The following is a 12718-nucleotide window of genomic DNA, read 5'->3' as shown; positions in this document are numbered from 1 at the left end:
GAGTGCTAATTGCCCGTCATGAGCGACCAATCACCGTCCGAAACCGCGCTGGTGCTGTTTTCCGGCGGGCAGGATTCCACGACCTGCCTGGCCTGGGCCTTGCGGCGCTTTGCGCGCGTCGAAATGCTTGGCTTCAGCTACGGCCAGCGCCACGCCATCGAGCTCGAGTGCCGCGACCGGCTGCTGTCGGGCTTAAGGTCGTTGCGGCCGGATTGGGCGGCAAAACTCGGCGAGAGCCACACGCTGGAGATCCCGACGCTTGCAGAGATTTCCGATACCGCGCTGACCCGCGATGTCGCGATCGAAATGGGCGCTGACGGCTTACCCAACACCTTCGTGCCAGGCCGTAACCTGGTGTTTCTCACCTTCGCCGCGGCGCTGGCGTACCGGCGTGGCATCCACCACATCATCGGCGGCATGTGCGAGACCGACTACTCCGGCTATCCAGACTGCCGCGACGAGACCATCAAGGCGCTGCAGTCCGCACTCAATCTCGGCATGGCAAAGAATTTTGAGCTGTATACGCCGCTGATGTGGCTCGACAAGGCATCCACCTGGAAACTCGCGCACGAACTCGGCGGAGCAGGGTTGGTCGATCTGATCCGCGAGCACTCCCACACCTGCTATCTCGGCGAGCGCGGCGCGCAGCACGATTGGGGTTATGGCTGCGGTGAATGCCCGGCCTGCGCGCTGCGGGCGAAGGGCTGGCGGGAGTATGTAGGGGCGTAGTCGGCGGGACTTGCGCCGTGCGTTCGCTTGTCGTCCCCTGCGAAGGCGGGCGGTGGCTACTTCCCGAAATCCTCTGCCCGCAGCTCGATCGGCGCGCCGTGGGGCGTGCGGTCGGCGGCGTGGTCCCAGGCGTCACGGTAGCGATGCAGGACATCTGACGTTGTGACGCCCTTGGCGGCGACGAGGGTTTCCAGCGTCGCGAGCCAGTGCCGGTAGTAGGTCTCGCCCGTATCTGGATCGCCTTCGGCCTGCGCGCGCTTGATTTGCGCACCCAGCGTCTCCGCCCATTCCTTCCAGGTGAAGACGCCGGCCTCATGCAACGCCAGCGCCATCGCAAAGGCGCGCGCTTCCCATGGCTCGCGAAACACCGGGCCGTCTTCATCGCGCGGCACGCCGGGAACGGCGACCGCGGCGCGCATGGCCTGTTGCGGGGTCAAATCCATCACGCGCGCTCCAGATAGGATTCCCAGGCGTCGACGGAGACACTGAGCGTCGGATCGCCGTCCTTGCCCCACAATTCCGGTCCGTCGAAACGCACGGTGTAGAGCCATTGCGGGTCTTCGCCTTGGCCGAGCGAGTTGGTGTCGGGGAAGACGTGGCAGCCGTGATTGAGTTCGATGGTGCCGAGATGGCCACGGACATATTGCGGCAGCCGCGTATGCGTCACCGGGTGGATGTCTTTCATCCGCACGGTGTCGCCGACCGCAAACATCGCAGGCGCTTTCGCCTCGCGTTCGGTCGGGCCGCCGCGGCGGATCGCCGGCGTGACCTCATTTGGAGCGATCGGCTTGACGCCGGGCTTAGGCGGCGCCAGCACTTTGCCGGCCTCGATTTCCTCGCGCGTCACCAGCCCGCGCTCGATCATCAGCGTTTCCAGCCCGGCCAGCCATAGTTCGAAATAGCTCTTGCTCAGGTAATCCTCGGGCGGGCGGTTCTCGCGCGCAAACCGCGACATATCGATGTTCCAGCCGCCCGGGCGCGCCATGGCAACCGTCAGCGCAAAGGCCCGGCGCTCCCAGTCAGCATGAAACACCGGCTCGTTCGGCTCGGGCACGACAAGCCCAAAACCCTTGGCGCCGCCCATGTCATGCGCGCCGTCCATCAGGCAGCCTCGCCAGGCTGTTTGGGCAGGCCGGTGCCGATCATGCTGTCGCGGGTGACGAGTTCGGCGAGTTGTTGTTCACTCCAGCCCTCGGTACCCGCAGGGCGCATCGGCAGTACGAGGTAGCGGATTTCGGCGGTGGAATCCCAGACCCGGATTTTGGTGGTGTCCGGCAGCGTCACGCCGAAATCCCTGAGCACGCCGCGCGGATCGGACACGGCGCGGGAGCGATAGGGCGCGGACTTGTACCAGACTGGCGGAAGCCCCAGCACGGGGTGCGGGTAGCAGGAGCACAGCGTGCACACGACCATGTTGTGCTGGTCGGGCGTGTTTTCTACGACGACCATATGCTCGCCCTGGCGGCCGGAATAGTCGAGCTCAGCAATCGCTGCCGTTGCGTCCTTCATCAGCCGTTCGCGGTAGGCGGGATCGCTCCATGCCTTGGCGACCACGCGAACGCCGTTGCGCGGTCCGATTTTCTTTTCATAGAGATCGATCAGGAGGTCGAGCGCAGCCGGATCGACATAGCCCTTTTCGGTGAGGATCGATTCCAGTGCGCGCACGCGCAGCTCGGTCTCCGAGAGCTCAGAATGCTCGTGGTCGTGGTGGTGGCCGTGTTGGTCGTGATCATGGTCGCTCATGCCGTGAGGATAGGCGCAAAATCCGGGCTATGTCGAGGCAGGGAAGCCGCCCTTTAAGCCGGCTGCAGCCGCTCGCGTGATCGCGACGGCAGTGGCGGGAACGTCAACGCAATCGCCATTGCGGCGAGGCCTACGCTGAGTGCGCCGATGTAAAGCCAGCGGTAATCGTGGAAGGTGTCGAAGATCATGCCGCCGGCCCACGGCCCGAACGCCATGCCAAGGCTCGATACCATTGTCGCCGCGCCGAACACTGTTCCCATGATCCGCGGGCCGAAATATTCGCGCGCCAGCACGGCATAGAGCGGCATCACGCCGCCATAAGCCGTTCCGAACACGATCGCGAGCGCGTAGAACTCGCCGAGTTTGCTGACGTAGAGATAGGTCCCAATCGCCAGCGCCTGCACCAGCAGGCCGCAGACCAGCACCCGCTTGGCGCCCAGCCGATCGGCGAGGATGCCGAGGAGGAGACGCCCGCCGAGCCCCGACAGGCCTTCCACGCTATAGATGCTGACTGCGGTCATCGCCGGGATGCCGCAGAGCATCGCGTAGCTGACCATATGGAAGATCGGCCCGGAATGCGCGGCGCAGCAGGCGAAGAAGGTCAGCGCCAGCACCAGGAACTGGGGCGAGCGAAGCGCACCTGCAACAGACCATTCCGCTCCCGGATCGTTGCCAGCGAGCGACGCCGGCGTGGCGGATGGCCTTACCACCAGCGGCTGCCGGACCAGCAGCGCGGCCGGTATCAGCAAGGCCCACGCCATCAAGCCCACGATCATCATCGCGGTACGCCAATCATAGGTCGAGATCAGCCAGCGCGCGAATGGCGAGATCGTCATCGGCGCCACGCCCATGCCTGCGGACACCAGCGAGACGGCAAGGCTGCGGTTGTTGTCGAACCACTGTGTCGCCGCCGCAATCATCGGCGCGAAGAAGGCGCCTGCGGCGAGGCCGACGAGAATGCCGTAAGCGAGCTGGAATTCGAGCAGGGAGGTGGCGCGGCTGGCTAGCAACAGGCCCGAACCCAGGAGCAGGGCGCCGCAGAGGACGACCGGACGCGTGCCAAACCTGTCGCTGGCCGCGCCCCAGGCAAACCCGGCAATTCCCATGGTCAGGAAATCGATGGTCATCGCACCCGAAATTCCGGCACGCGACCATCCCGTTTCCGTCGACATCGGTTCCAGATAGACGGCCAGCGAGAACATGGCGCCGATGCCGACGCATGTCATCAATGCGCCCGTGCCGACGATCACCCAACGATATGATGGTCCCATCTGCAAAATGCTCCTTGTTCGCCCCGATCCGCGCCACGCGGATGCGATGGTTTCGCGAACAAGACGAAGCGGAATGGACGAAGGATTCAGGTTCGCCGGAATTATTTCTGGTCTAAGCTTTTGGAAAAGACTGATAGGGAGCGATGGGTTGACCGGATTTGTGACGATTGAAAAAGGCCTCGGGCCCGACGGCCGTATCGCTGTGGTGCGTTTCGACCGCGGCGACGGCATCAACGCGTTGTCGCCGGAAGCGCTGCGCCAGCTCACTGACGCCGCCCGCAGTTTTGAAGACGACGGCGCAACGTCAGTCGTGGTCCTGACCGGCGGCGCAAAGTCGTTCAGCGCCGGCTTTGATCTCAAGGACCCCGAGGGTCGTTCGCGCAAGACCATGGACCTCGGAGCCTTGCGCCGGCACTTGAAGCTTGGGCCGCGGCTGACCCGGGCCTGGCAGGACATGGAGCAGATCACGATCGGCGCCATCGAGGGTTTTTGCGTCGGCGGCGGCGTGGCGCTGGCGGTCGCGCTGGATTTCCGGGTGATGGCCCGCGACGCCCATATGCGCGTGCCCGAGATCGGTCTCGGCATGAATATGAGCTGGCAGAGCGTGCCGCGCATGCTGCATCTGATGGGACCGGCCCGCACCAAGCAGGCCGTCATCCTGGCCGACCAGCGCATCACCGCGGCCGAGGCCTACGAATGGCGCCTGGTGGAGGAGGTCGCTGATCCCGGCAAGGCCTTCGACGCAGCGATGGCGCTCGCCGCCAAAATCGCCGCTCAGCCGCCGCTATCCGTCGCCATGACCAAGCTGACGGTCAATCGCCTCGCACACGCGCTCGACGATCTCGCCAGCCACATGGATGTCGACCAGTTCGCGCTGGCGAGCATGACCGAGGATCACAAGGAAGGCGTCGCCGCGTTTCTGGAGCGACGCAAGCCGAAGTTCAGGGGGAAATAGCGCGGTATGGCCGCGTTGGCCAGATTTGCCGCGACAACCAGTGGGATTGCCACGCCCAAAAATATGGCGCAGCATCCTTCAATTGCATGATCGAAATCAAAACAGGATGGGCTATTTGCCCCTTGCAACCTGCAAGCATTGCGTGCCTTGCGGGAGCTTAGATTGTACACCAGCCGTTGCTGGCGATCCCACATATGGAGAAGGCCCCCAATGAAAACCGTGCAAGCGATGCTCGCCGAAGCCGATGCTGAAGTCCCGCGTATCAGTCCCGATGAAGCTAAGGGATTGCTGGGAAGGGCCGATGTGCTTTTCCTCGATGTTCGGGAGCCAGCGGAAGTTACTGCCTCTGGAAAAGTTCCGGGTGCCGTCGCCATACCGCGCGGCCTCGTGGAGTTCAAGGCGGATCCTGCCTCAGCGATGCATGATAAGGCCTTCGACCGGACCAAGACGGTTATTGCTTACTGCGCATCCGGCGGGCGTTCCGCGCTGGTGGGAAAGACGCTGAAGGATATGGGTTACGGCAACGTACGCAATCTCGGCGGCTTCAAAGGCTGGTTGGACGCAGGCGGAGACGTCGAAAAGGGCTGAGGCTCAAAGTCAACGTTCGCGCACGACCGCGCATCGCGCGACGGTCGTCGCAAGCTGACTTCAAAAGCACCTCACCGCGCCACTGCGCTGCCGCCAATATTCCAGCCGCGGCTGCCTTCGCCGAAGATCTCGTAGCCGGTTGCGGTCACTGCAACCGTGTCCTCCAGCTTAATGAAGCCACGGCGCGGGTGCTTCATCGTCGTTTCGACCGACACCACCATGCCGGGCTCCAAGGGCCGGCGCGCGTCCGGGTCATCGTAGGGAATAGGGCCCTTGGCTGTCAGGCGAGGGGCCTCGTGGCTGACTAGCCCCATGCCGTGCGCCAGGAAGTCGGTGCAGTCGCGCTGGTTCGACTGCGCGAGCCGCCTTTCCGCCGCGGCATAGATTTCGCCGCCCATCGCGCCCGGCCGCACTGCGGCGAATGCCGCCCGCTGGATGGCTTCAATGTCCGTCAGAAGATCCGTCAATTCGCTGTCCGGTTCGCCCAGCACAGCCATCCGCGCGAGGTCGCCAATGTAGCCGTGATAGTTGCCGCCGGAATCCAGCGAGAGCACGTCGCCGGTTTCCCAGCGCTGGGCGGAAGGCGCGCGGTTGTGGCTGGCGCCGCAGGCCAGCAGGCAATACTCGAAAGTCAATCCGCGCTTGACCTCTGCGATCCTCAGTGCGTCGAAGAGCTGCTGCTTGGTGGTGCCCGGGCCGTGGTTTGCGATCACCTCGTCCATGGATTCGATCACCAATTCCGAAGCCTTTTTCAGCTTGGTCAGCTCCGCCGGCGACTTCACGGCACGCAGGCGCTCGAGCACCAACAGCGCATCCTTGATCTCGCTATCGGGCAAGGCGTCCGAAAGAGCCCTGCCGGCATCCATCGGCAGGAACGGCATCTCGACGCCGATGCGCTTCATCGGTACGCCCGCGCTCTTGATCAGGCCTGCCGCCAGCGAAACGGCATCCAACGAGCCGTTGCCCTCGGTGCGGACTTGCGGAACCCAAAGTGGCGCCACGGCCCGCTGGTGCGTTTCCAGCCGGTGTCCAATATAGGCCGCCTTGTCGGGCGCGCCCTTCGGGTAGATCAGGACGGGCAAGTACCGGCTGACGCCGAGCGCGTCCATGTAGTCGAAGAAGATCGCGCGCTCCGCGTCGAGCAGGTATTGGACGTTATGCTTGGAGGTCGCGACCAGGATATCAAGACCGGCCGCTTCCATAAGGGAATCGAGCTTAGCGGCGTCAAATGGAATGGCGCGAGGTTCGGTCGGACGACTGACGCGTTCTTGCATGATGAGACCTCCGTTGCGGCCGGCATGAACCAACTGGCCTCGGGGCTTTGTGTTTCGCCTGGAGCCGCATTGTGAGTGGGAAGCGGGAGGCGTACCAGCGATGAAATCGGCGAGCTCCAATGCAGATTGACGAACGCTGTGCACTCCAAAGCGAATTGAAAATTTGATCGGATAAAAAAATCAATACTTTCAATGTGGTTCCTAAAACGAACTCGGAGTCCGATTTAAGTCAATCACGAGTCAGTGCGTCTGACGCGGTCGACTTGCCGGGTCCCGTCGGACCCAGCGCCAGCTCTGAAGGCTCTGGAACAAATGATGGCCTGTCACCATGCTTGAACACTGGTGATGGCCGCGCCCGCAAGGTGAGCCAGCCTCGCGATATGGTCGGTTTTGGCGCAAAGCCCGGCCCTTCCGAACATCGGCGGCGTCCGGTGCGGGAGGTGCTACGAGATCGAAATGATCTCAAGTTTCTGACCTGATGCGTCGACCTCATCACCAACGGCTTTGCCCATCAGCAGCCTTGCCACTGGTGACACGAAGGAGATGGATCCTGCCTTAGGATCTGCCTCGTCCTCCCCCACGATACGATATTTTTGTACGCGTCCATCGTCGCGCCTGAAGGTCACCGTGCTCCCGAAGGCGACAGTGTCAGTCGACGTCGGATTAGGGATGACCTGAGCCGTCCGAACTCTCGCCGCAAAGTAGCGCATATCGCGCAGCGGGATTGCCGCTTGCCGGCGTCGTTCATTAACGTCCTCGATCTTCTGCGCCGTCTCATAAGCCTCGCGGGCCTGGTGGAGTTCAGATTCCAGAGCCTGCAATCCCGCTTCCGTAACAAGATTCGGATGAGGTGAAACGGGGCGGTCGGGAAGCAAAGTCTCCGACGCAGTTTCGGCACTGTCTTCCTTGGTGAAGGCAACGCTCAAGCTCAGGACTCCTTTCAGGCGTAGTAATGTCTGAGTGCGCGCTCGACCGTCGCATCATGGAGCCGAATTGCTACAGCCTTGCTCGGCCGGCAGTTCCTCGGCATTGGGGTCGCCCGGTGCCGTCGCCCAGGCCAGTTCGACGAGCGTCACGATCCGCCGACCGGCACCGTCAAGCTGGCAAACAAGGAGGCCCTGCTCCTCGATGTAGGTCAGCAGACGCCGTGCACGGCGCAACGAATGTGAGCCATAGGCGCGTGCAATCGCTGCATCGCCCGGGCAGGGCCAACCTTCCTTCGCGGCGCGGGCGATCATCATGAAGACGCCCTGCATATCCTCCGGCAGAAGCGAGGCGCGGACCGAGACATCCTGCCACCCGTCATCCTCTGCCATATCGGAGCTGAGCCCGGCGCGGGCGCGTGTCAGCATGCGACGGAAGTCACCTAGGTCCGGCACGGCCGAACCGAGGCCCTCTATTCGGCAGCGGACCACGAACTCCTGATAGAGTACGCCGATGGCACGGAATCCGGCCTCGGGCTCCGCCATGATGGCGCGCAGAATACGGTCCACTCGTTCACGCCGCTCCGCCAGCTCCTCAGCGCTGAGTGGCTGGTCCACCGCTTCGGGATGGATTTCCAGCGCCGCTGATTTCGCCGCCATGAGCTGGGCGAGGAGGTCTGGCGGCGACCGACGCTGGGGCCGATTGTTCTCGGGCGGCGGCGCTGCCAGGATGATGGCGCGTGCGTCAAGTGTCGCTTCCGGCAGAGGCGTCAGGCGCGGGGTCGCGTTGCGCGGCGCGGTATCGGTTGGACCAATACGCAGTCCTAGCGGACGGCGGGAGAGGGCCGGTCCCAGCGCCATGAATTGTCCGCGCTCCAGATCCCGGAAGGCCTCTGCCTGTCGCCGTTCCATGCCCAGAAGGTCGGCGGCGCGGGCCATGTCGATATCCAGAAAAGTTCGGCCCATGAGGAAATTGGACGCCTCGGCCGCGACGTTCTTGGCGAGCTTCGCCAGTCGCTGGGTGGCGATGACCCCCGCAAGCCCTCGTTTGCGGCCGCGGCACATCAGGTTCGTCATGGCGCCGAGCGAGAGTTTGCGCGCCTCGTCCGAAACCTCGCCGGCGACTGCCGGTGCGAAGAGCTGCGCCTCATCCACCACCACCAGCATAGGATACCAGTGGTCGCGGACGACTTCGAAAAGCCCGCTGAGGAAGGCGGCGGCGCGCCGCATCTGGTTCTCGGCGTCGAGCCCCTCGAGATTGAGCACCGTGGAGACGCGATGGATGCGCGCCCGTTCGCCGGCGACCTGCAGACCCCGCTCGGTATGGTCCTCGGCATCGATCAGGAGGTGGCCGAAACGGTCGGAAAGCGCGACGAAGTCGCCTTCGGGATCGATGACGGTCTGTTGCACCCAGGGGGCACTCTGTTCCAGCAGCCGGCGCAGCAGATGGGATTTGCCGGAGCCCGAATTACCTTGGACCAGCAGGCGAGTCGCAAGCAGTTCCTCAAGGTCCAGAGTCGCCGGGGCGCCTGCGGTCGTGTGTCCCATCTCGATCGCAACGGTCATGTCTCGACTCAAAGTCTCTCCAGGGAGGCGGGGCTTAACAACCTGATCGCAGCCCGTCGAGCAGCCCATGGCCGATCACTCTGCGTTCTCCACGGTTTGTCGTTTCTGATCGGATCTAAGTCTCGGCAGCAAAAAACGGAGATGTTCGCCGGCTGTTTCACCGCTGCATTCGAGTCCACTCTTGGTTCCATTCGAGTCAAACCGCCGATTTTCCTAGTTGCATCGGAGTCCCCTAAGAGCACCAAGGCGCGACGCCCGATTGGAAGTTTGGCTAGGACATGATCTTTGAACGTACGATTAAAAACCGTACGCGACTGATTACGGTAATTAGCGATGGGCGAGGGAACTGATGGAGCAGATGACCATGCGCTCCGTGGATCTCGATCCCTTCGAGTCCAATTTTGGCAGCCCGGCGGGCGGCCGCTGCAAATCGTCGCGCACGCGCTGCCAGCGAAGCGCCGCGTTATGCCGGCAGTGAGGCCCGACGGAAACCCTTTGCGCTGACAGTGAAAATTGGCGGCGAGCGCATGCGGCAGCGCGAGGCGACGCGGCTTACGTCCTCGTTTTGAAACCAGTGCGAAGCCATGCGCGTATCAGTTTCCTGAAGGACAAATCGTGTTTTCCGGAAGGAGCAAACCGTATGACTGGAATAGCAATGACTCAAACGCCTCAAGCAAACGGCAGATTGTCGGGCGAGCTGTACAAAGTCGTTGAGTTGATCCTGGACCGCGGGCTGGTCATCGACGTGTTCGTGCGTGTGTCGGTGATCGGCCTCGAGGTGGTCACCATCGATGCGCGGGTCGTCGTGGCCGGCGTCGATGCTTACCTGCGCTTCGCCGAGATGTGTGGCCGCCTCGATCTCACCGGCAGCAGCCCCCGGATCGGCCGCTCGCTGCCCGACGGCGCGCTGCCGCTCGAGCTACCCGGCCGGGCGCGCACGGAAATCGGCTGACCCAACGGAAAGGATGACTGATGAGCAGCTATGTCTACTGTGTCACGCGTGCCTCGCACCCACTACCGCTCGAAGGCGCGGTGGGGGTGGGGGAGCGAGCTCCCGCCCTCCGGCTCGTGCGCGAGCAGGATCTCGTCGCGGTGGTTAGCGACGCGCCGGAGAACTTGCGCGCGAAGCGGCGCGATCTGGTGAAGCACGATGCGGTCATCGGACGGATCTACGCAGCCGGCACCGTGCTGCCGATGCGGTTCGGGATGGTCGCGCCCGACGACGAGGCCGTGCAGACGGAGCTTCGATCGAGGGCGCGTCGCTATGGCGAACTGCTGTGCCGGATCGATGGCCATGTCGAGCTCAACGTCAAAGGCTTTCATGCGGAGGAAGCTCTTCTCCGCGACCTCTTGCTTCAGAACGACGAGTTACGCGCGCGAAATCACGCACTTCGCGCCGCAGATGGCGGCAGCCATCAGGACAAGGTGGCGTTCGGCGAGCGCGTGGCCGCCGCCGTTGCGGAGCGGCGCGCGCGTGACGCGGGCCAGGTCATCGCCCGCCTGCAACCACATGCCGCGCAGATACGTCGGGGCCCGCCGGTCGACGGTTGCTTCGTCAACGTATCGTTCCTGGTGGCGTCGGGCGCCCGGGCGGACTTCGATGGTGCCCTGTCGCCGCTGCGCCGCGAGCTGCCCGGCTACGCAAGCGTCGAGCTGTACGGGCCCTTGCCGCCTTACAGCTTCGTCGGCAACGAAGCGGACGTGTGAGGGCCGTGGCGGTGGGACTCCTGTCGCATGTCTTGTTGCTGCCGCTCGCGCCGGCCCGCTTCGCGCTGTGGACCATCGACCGGGTCGTCGACGCCGCTGCCGAACAGCATTGCGGCCCGGCAGCCATCCGGCGCGAGCTGGCCGAGCTTTCGCGGCAACTGGATGAAGGGTTGATCGATGCCGAGGAATTCGATCGACGTGAGGACGAGATCCTCGACCGGCTGGACGAGGGACGAAAGCGAGGAATGATCGCATGATGGAATCTGATCGCATGATGGAGTGGCACGGACCCCAGGGTGCTTCGCCGAACCTGGCTGACATTCTGGAGCGGGTTCTGGACAAGGGGCTGATCATCGCAGGCGACATCAAGATCAACCTGCTCGACATCGAGCTTCTAACCATCAAGCTCCGGCTGTTGGTCGCGTCGGTGGACAAGGCCAAGGCGATGGGGATCAACTGGTGGGAGCACGATCCGGCGCTTTCCCAGACGCGGCCGCGGCAGCTCGCGGCCGAGAACGCGCGGTTGCGCAAGAAGATCAGGGCGCTGGAAACCGCCACTCTGGAGGCACAGCGATGAGCACGGCGAGCTATACTTACGCGGTCGCGCGCCCGTTCAATCCAACCCAGGCGGCCGGTCTCGTCGGCGTCGACGGCGCCGCGATCCATCTGGTCCGCCACCAAGACCTGGTCGCCGTGGTCAGTCCGCTTGCACCTGCCGACGCCGACGAGACCGCGCTGCGAGCCAGGCTGGAGACGCTGGCCGAGCTAGAGGTGATCGCACGCGCGCACCACAGGGTCGTGGCGGCGGTTGCCGCGTGCACACCAACGCTGCCGTTCCGCCTCGCGACCGTTCACCGCACCGACGACCGCGTTGCGCAGTTGCTACGCCGGGAGCACCGGCGCTTCCGCGAGACGCTGGATCGATTCGCGGGCCGCGTGGAGGTGGGGGTGAAGGTCTACGTGCAGCACGCGGGTGCATCTGCCGGCGCCATGTCCGTGGCCGAGAAAACCGACGGGTCCGGATCGGCGGGCGCGGGCAGGGACTACCTGCGCAACCGCCGCGAGCAGCGCGATCGGCGCCAGCACGCGTGGCGGCGCGCAACCACTGCGGCCGAGCAGATGGACGCCGTTCTCGCCGGGCTTGCCGTCGATCGCCGCCAACACCGAACGCAGAGCGCCGAGCTGTCCGCTGCTCCAGGCGAAAATGTATTCAACGCAGCCTACCTGGTGGATGCCGGGCGCGCCGAAGAACTCGCCGCCCGTGTACAGCGGCTGGGCGCCGAAAACCCGCACGTGACGCTCGAGATCACGGGCCCCTGGCCGCCCTATTCGTTCGCCGACAGCGAGGAGCGCACGTGAGCCCCGCCGCGTTCCCGGACCGAGAGGTCGCACTAGTCGACCTGCTCGACCGGCTCCTGGCGGGTGGCATCGTGCTGGCCGGAGACATCACGCTGGCGATCGCCGACATCGACATGGTGCAGATCTCGCTTCGCGCTCTGATCACGTCGCTCGGCCGGACCACGCGATCTGGCGCAGCGGAGCGAGACCAGTGAGCGCCGGCGTCGCTGGACATGAGCCGGGACCGCGCCAGCGAATTTCGATGGCGCCTGACACGGTCGAACGAGATCTGGCCCGCCTGGTGCTCACCGTCGTGGAGTTGCTGCGTCAGCTCGTGGAGCGACAGGCGCTTCGTCGTGTCGACGAGGGCGGCTTGACCGAAGCGGAGGAGGAGCGCGTCGGCATGACGCTGATGCTTCTAGACAACCGCATATCGCGCCTGCGGGAGCACTTCGGGCTCGCCGCCGAGGACCTGAATATCGACCTGGGACCTCTCGGTCCGCTGCTTCCGCGTTGAGTTCCCTCGGTCTAACGTCGAGCACATTCTGGCTGCGAAATTCCTAGACCTGAAATTCCTAGACCTGAAGTGCACAGGGCGCCGTAAATCCAGGCAGACTCAAATAG

Annotated in this window: 18 protein-coding genes; 10 read left to right on the top strand and 8 right to left on the bottom strand. The window is 64.1% G+C overall.

What is annotated here, in order from left to right; genetic code table 11:
* Positions 1-18: 18 nt before the first annotated feature.
* On the top strand, positions 19-729 hold the full coding sequence (gene queC / locus V1278_RS22410) for a 7-cyano-7-deazaguanine synthase QueC (RefSeq protein WP_334382220.1): 711 nt from the start codon (positions 19-21) through the stop codon (positions 727-729).
* A gap of 56 nt (positions 730-785) precedes the next feature.
* On the opposite strand, the gene V1278_RS22405 is transcribed toward queC, so the two are convergent.
* Genes V1278_RS22405 through V1278_RS22390 form a run of 4 tightly spaced genes read right to left on the bottom strand, consistent with a single transcriptional unit; the run spans position 786 to position 3743 of the window.
* On the bottom strand, positions 786-1172 hold the full coding sequence (locus tag V1278_RS22405) for a nitrile hydratase accessory protein (protein WP_334368900.1): 387 nt from the start codon (positions 1170-1172) through the stop codon (positions 786-788).
* Positions 1172-1831, bottom strand: a complete 660-nt coding sequence (gene nthB / locus V1278_RS22400; RefSeq protein WP_334382219.1) for a nitrile hydratase subunit beta — start codon at positions 1829-1831, stop codon at positions 1172-1174. Before nthB ends, V1278_RS22405 begins: the two co-directional genes overlap by 1 nt.
* Complete coding sequence (gene nthA, locus V1278_RS22395; protein ID WP_334382218.1) at positions 1831-2472, bottom strand: nitrile hydratase subunit alpha; 642 nt, start codon at positions 2470-2472, stop codon at positions 1831-1833. Before nthA ends, nthB begins: the two co-directional genes overlap by 1 nt.
* A 53-nt stretch (positions 2473-2525) precedes the next feature.
* Positions 2526-3743, bottom strand: a complete 1218-nt coding sequence (locus tag V1278_RS22390; RefSeq protein ID WP_334382217.1) for an MFS transporter — start codon at positions 3741-3743, stop codon at positions 2526-2528.
* A 148-nt stretch (positions 3744-3891) separates the two neighbouring features.
* Between V1278_RS22390 and V1278_RS22385 the strand changes: the two genes are divergently transcribed.
* Positions 3892-4698, top strand: a complete 807-nt coding sequence (locus V1278_RS22385; RefSeq protein ID WP_334362537.1) for an enoyl-CoA hydratase/isomerase family protein — start codon at positions 3892-3894, stop codon at positions 4696-4698.
* A 210-nt stretch (positions 4699-4908) separates the two neighbouring features.
* Complete coding sequence (locus V1278_RS22380; RefSeq protein ID WP_028346093.1) at positions 4909-5286, top strand: rhodanese-like domain-containing protein; 378 nt, start codon at positions 4909-4911, stop codon at positions 5284-5286.
* A 71-nt stretch (positions 5287-5357) separates the two neighbouring features.
* Here the strand turns inward: V1278_RS22380 and V1278_RS22375 are convergent, their stop codons facing one another.
* The 4 genes from V1278_RS22375 to V1278_RS37020 form a co-directional block, all read right to left on the bottom strand.
* Positions 5358-6560: a Xaa-Pro peptidase family protein gene (locus V1278_RS22375; RefSeq protein WP_334362538.1), complete on the bottom strand. Its 1203-nt coding sequence runs from the start codon at positions 6558-6560 to the stop codon at positions 5358-5360.
* 443 nt (positions 6561-7003) lie between these two features.
* A complete protein-coding gene (gene greA, locus V1278_RS22370; protein ID WP_334362539.1) occupies positions 7004-7486 on the bottom strand; it encodes a transcription elongation factor GreA in 483 nt (160 codons plus the stop codon).
* Positions 7487-7540: 54 nt separating this feature from the next.
* A complete protein-coding gene (locus V1278_RS22365) occupies positions 7541-9049 on the bottom strand; it encodes an ATP-binding protein (RefSeq protein WP_334362540.1) in 1509 nt (502 codons plus the stop codon).
* Positions 9050-9320: 271 nt separating this feature from the next.
* Entirely contained in the window at positions 9321-9449 is a 129-nt protein-coding gene (locus V1278_RS37020) for a hypothetical protein (protein ID WP_442894653.1), read from the bottom strand.
* A 255-nt stretch (positions 9450-9704) separates the two neighbouring features.
* Between V1278_RS37020 and gvpJ the strand changes: the two genes are divergently transcribed.
* From gvpJ to V1278_RS22325, 7 genes are read left to right on the top strand one after another with little or no spacing between them, the layout of a single operon-like run.
* Positions 9705-10001: a gas vesicle protein GvpJ gene (gene gvpJ / locus V1278_RS37015; protein WP_141686522.1), complete on the top strand. Its 297-nt coding sequence runs from the start codon at positions 9705-9707 to the stop codon at positions 9999-10001.
* A gap of 20 nt (positions 10002-10021) precedes the next feature.
* Entirely contained in the window at positions 10022-10756 is a 735-nt protein-coding gene (locus V1278_RS22350; RefSeq protein ID WP_334382216.1) for a GvpL/GvpF family gas vesicle protein, read from the top strand.
* Positions 10753-11013, top strand: a complete 261-nt coding sequence (locus V1278_RS22345) for a gas vesicle protein GvpG (protein ID WP_334382215.1) — start codon at positions 10753-10755, stop codon at positions 11011-11013. Before V1278_RS22350 ends, V1278_RS22345 begins: the two co-directional genes overlap by 4 nt.
* A complete protein-coding gene (locus tag V1278_RS22340) occupies positions 11010-11333 on the top strand; it encodes a gas vesicle protein (RefSeq protein ID WP_334362542.1) in 324 nt (107 codons plus the stop codon). The genes V1278_RS22345 and V1278_RS22340 overlap by 4 nt, the downstream gene beginning before the upstream one ends.
* Positions 11330-12115, top strand: coding sequence for a GvpL/GvpF family gas vesicle protein (locus V1278_RS22335; protein ID WP_334362543.1), 786 nt, complete (start codon positions 11330-11332; stop codon positions 12113-12115). The genes V1278_RS22340 and V1278_RS22335 overlap by 4 nt, the downstream gene beginning before the upstream one ends.
* Positions 12112-12309, top strand: coding sequence for a gas vesicle protein (locus V1278_RS22330; RefSeq protein ID WP_334360054.1), 198 nt, complete (start codon positions 12112-12114; stop codon positions 12307-12309). The genes V1278_RS22335 and V1278_RS22330 overlap by 4 nt, the downstream gene beginning before the upstream one ends.
* Complete coding sequence (locus V1278_RS22325; RefSeq protein ID WP_275188756.1) at positions 12306-12611, top strand: gas vesicle protein K; 306 nt, start codon at positions 12306-12308, stop codon at positions 12609-12611. The genes V1278_RS22330 and V1278_RS22325 overlap by 4 nt, the downstream gene beginning before the upstream one ends.
* Positions 12612-12718: the final 107 nt, after the last annotated feature.

The organism is Bradyrhizobium sp. AZCC 1577, assembly GCF_036924575.1.
GTDB lineage: Bacteria > Pseudomonadota > Alphaproteobacteria > Rhizobiales > Xanthobacteraceae > Bradyrhizobium.
The sequence above is the reverse complement of the archived record's forward strand: the minus strand, read 5'-3'. Positions and strand labels throughout refer to the sequence as shown.

Bases quoted from the DNA above. Each gene is read 5' to 3' on its own strand.
- queC (WP_334382220.1), top strand. From the start codon at position 19: ATGAGCGACCAATCACCGTCCGAAACCGCGCTGGTGCTGTTTTCCGGC.
- V1278_RS22405 (WP_334368900.1), bottom strand. From the start codon at position 1,172: ATGGATTTGACCCCGCAACAGGCCATGCGCGCCGCGGTCGCCGTTCCC.
- nthB (WP_334382219.1), bottom strand. From the start codon at position 1,831: ATGGACGGCGCGCATGACATGGGCGGCGCCAAGGGTTTTGGGCTTGTC.
- nthA (WP_334382218.1), bottom strand. From the start codon at position 2,472: ATGAGCGACCATGATCACGACCAACACGGCCACCACCACGACCACGAG.
- V1278_RS22390 (WP_334382217.1), bottom strand. From the start codon at position 3,743: ATGGGACCATCATATCGTTGGGTGATCGTCGGCACGGGCGCATTGATG.
- V1278_RS22380 (WP_028346093.1), top strand. From the start codon at position 4,909: ATGAAAACCGTGCAAGCGATGCTCGCCGAAGCCGATGCTGAAGTCCCG.
- V1278_RS22375 (WP_334362538.1), bottom strand. From the start codon at position 6,560: ATGCAAGAACGCGTCAGTCGTCCGACCGAACCTCGCGCCATTCCATTT.
- V1278_RS22365 (WP_334362540.1), bottom strand. From the start codon at position 9,049: ATGACCGTTGCGATCGAGATGGGACACACGACCGCAGGCGCCCCGGCG.
- gvpJ (WP_141686522.1), top strand. From the start codon at position 9,705: ATGACTCAAACGCCTCAAGCAAACGGCAGATTGTCGGGCGAGCTGTAC.
- V1278_RS22350 (WP_334382216.1), top strand. From the start codon at position 10,022: ATGAGCAGCTATGTCTACTGTGTCACGCGTGCCTCGCACCCACTACCG.
- V1278_RS22340 (WP_334362542.1), top strand. From the start codon at position 11,010: ATGATGGAATCTGATCGCATGATGGAGTGGCACGGACCCCAGGGTGCT.
- V1278_RS22335 (WP_334362543.1), top strand. From the start codon at position 11,330: ATGAGCACGGCGAGCTATACTTACGCGGTCGCGCGCCCGTTCAATCCA.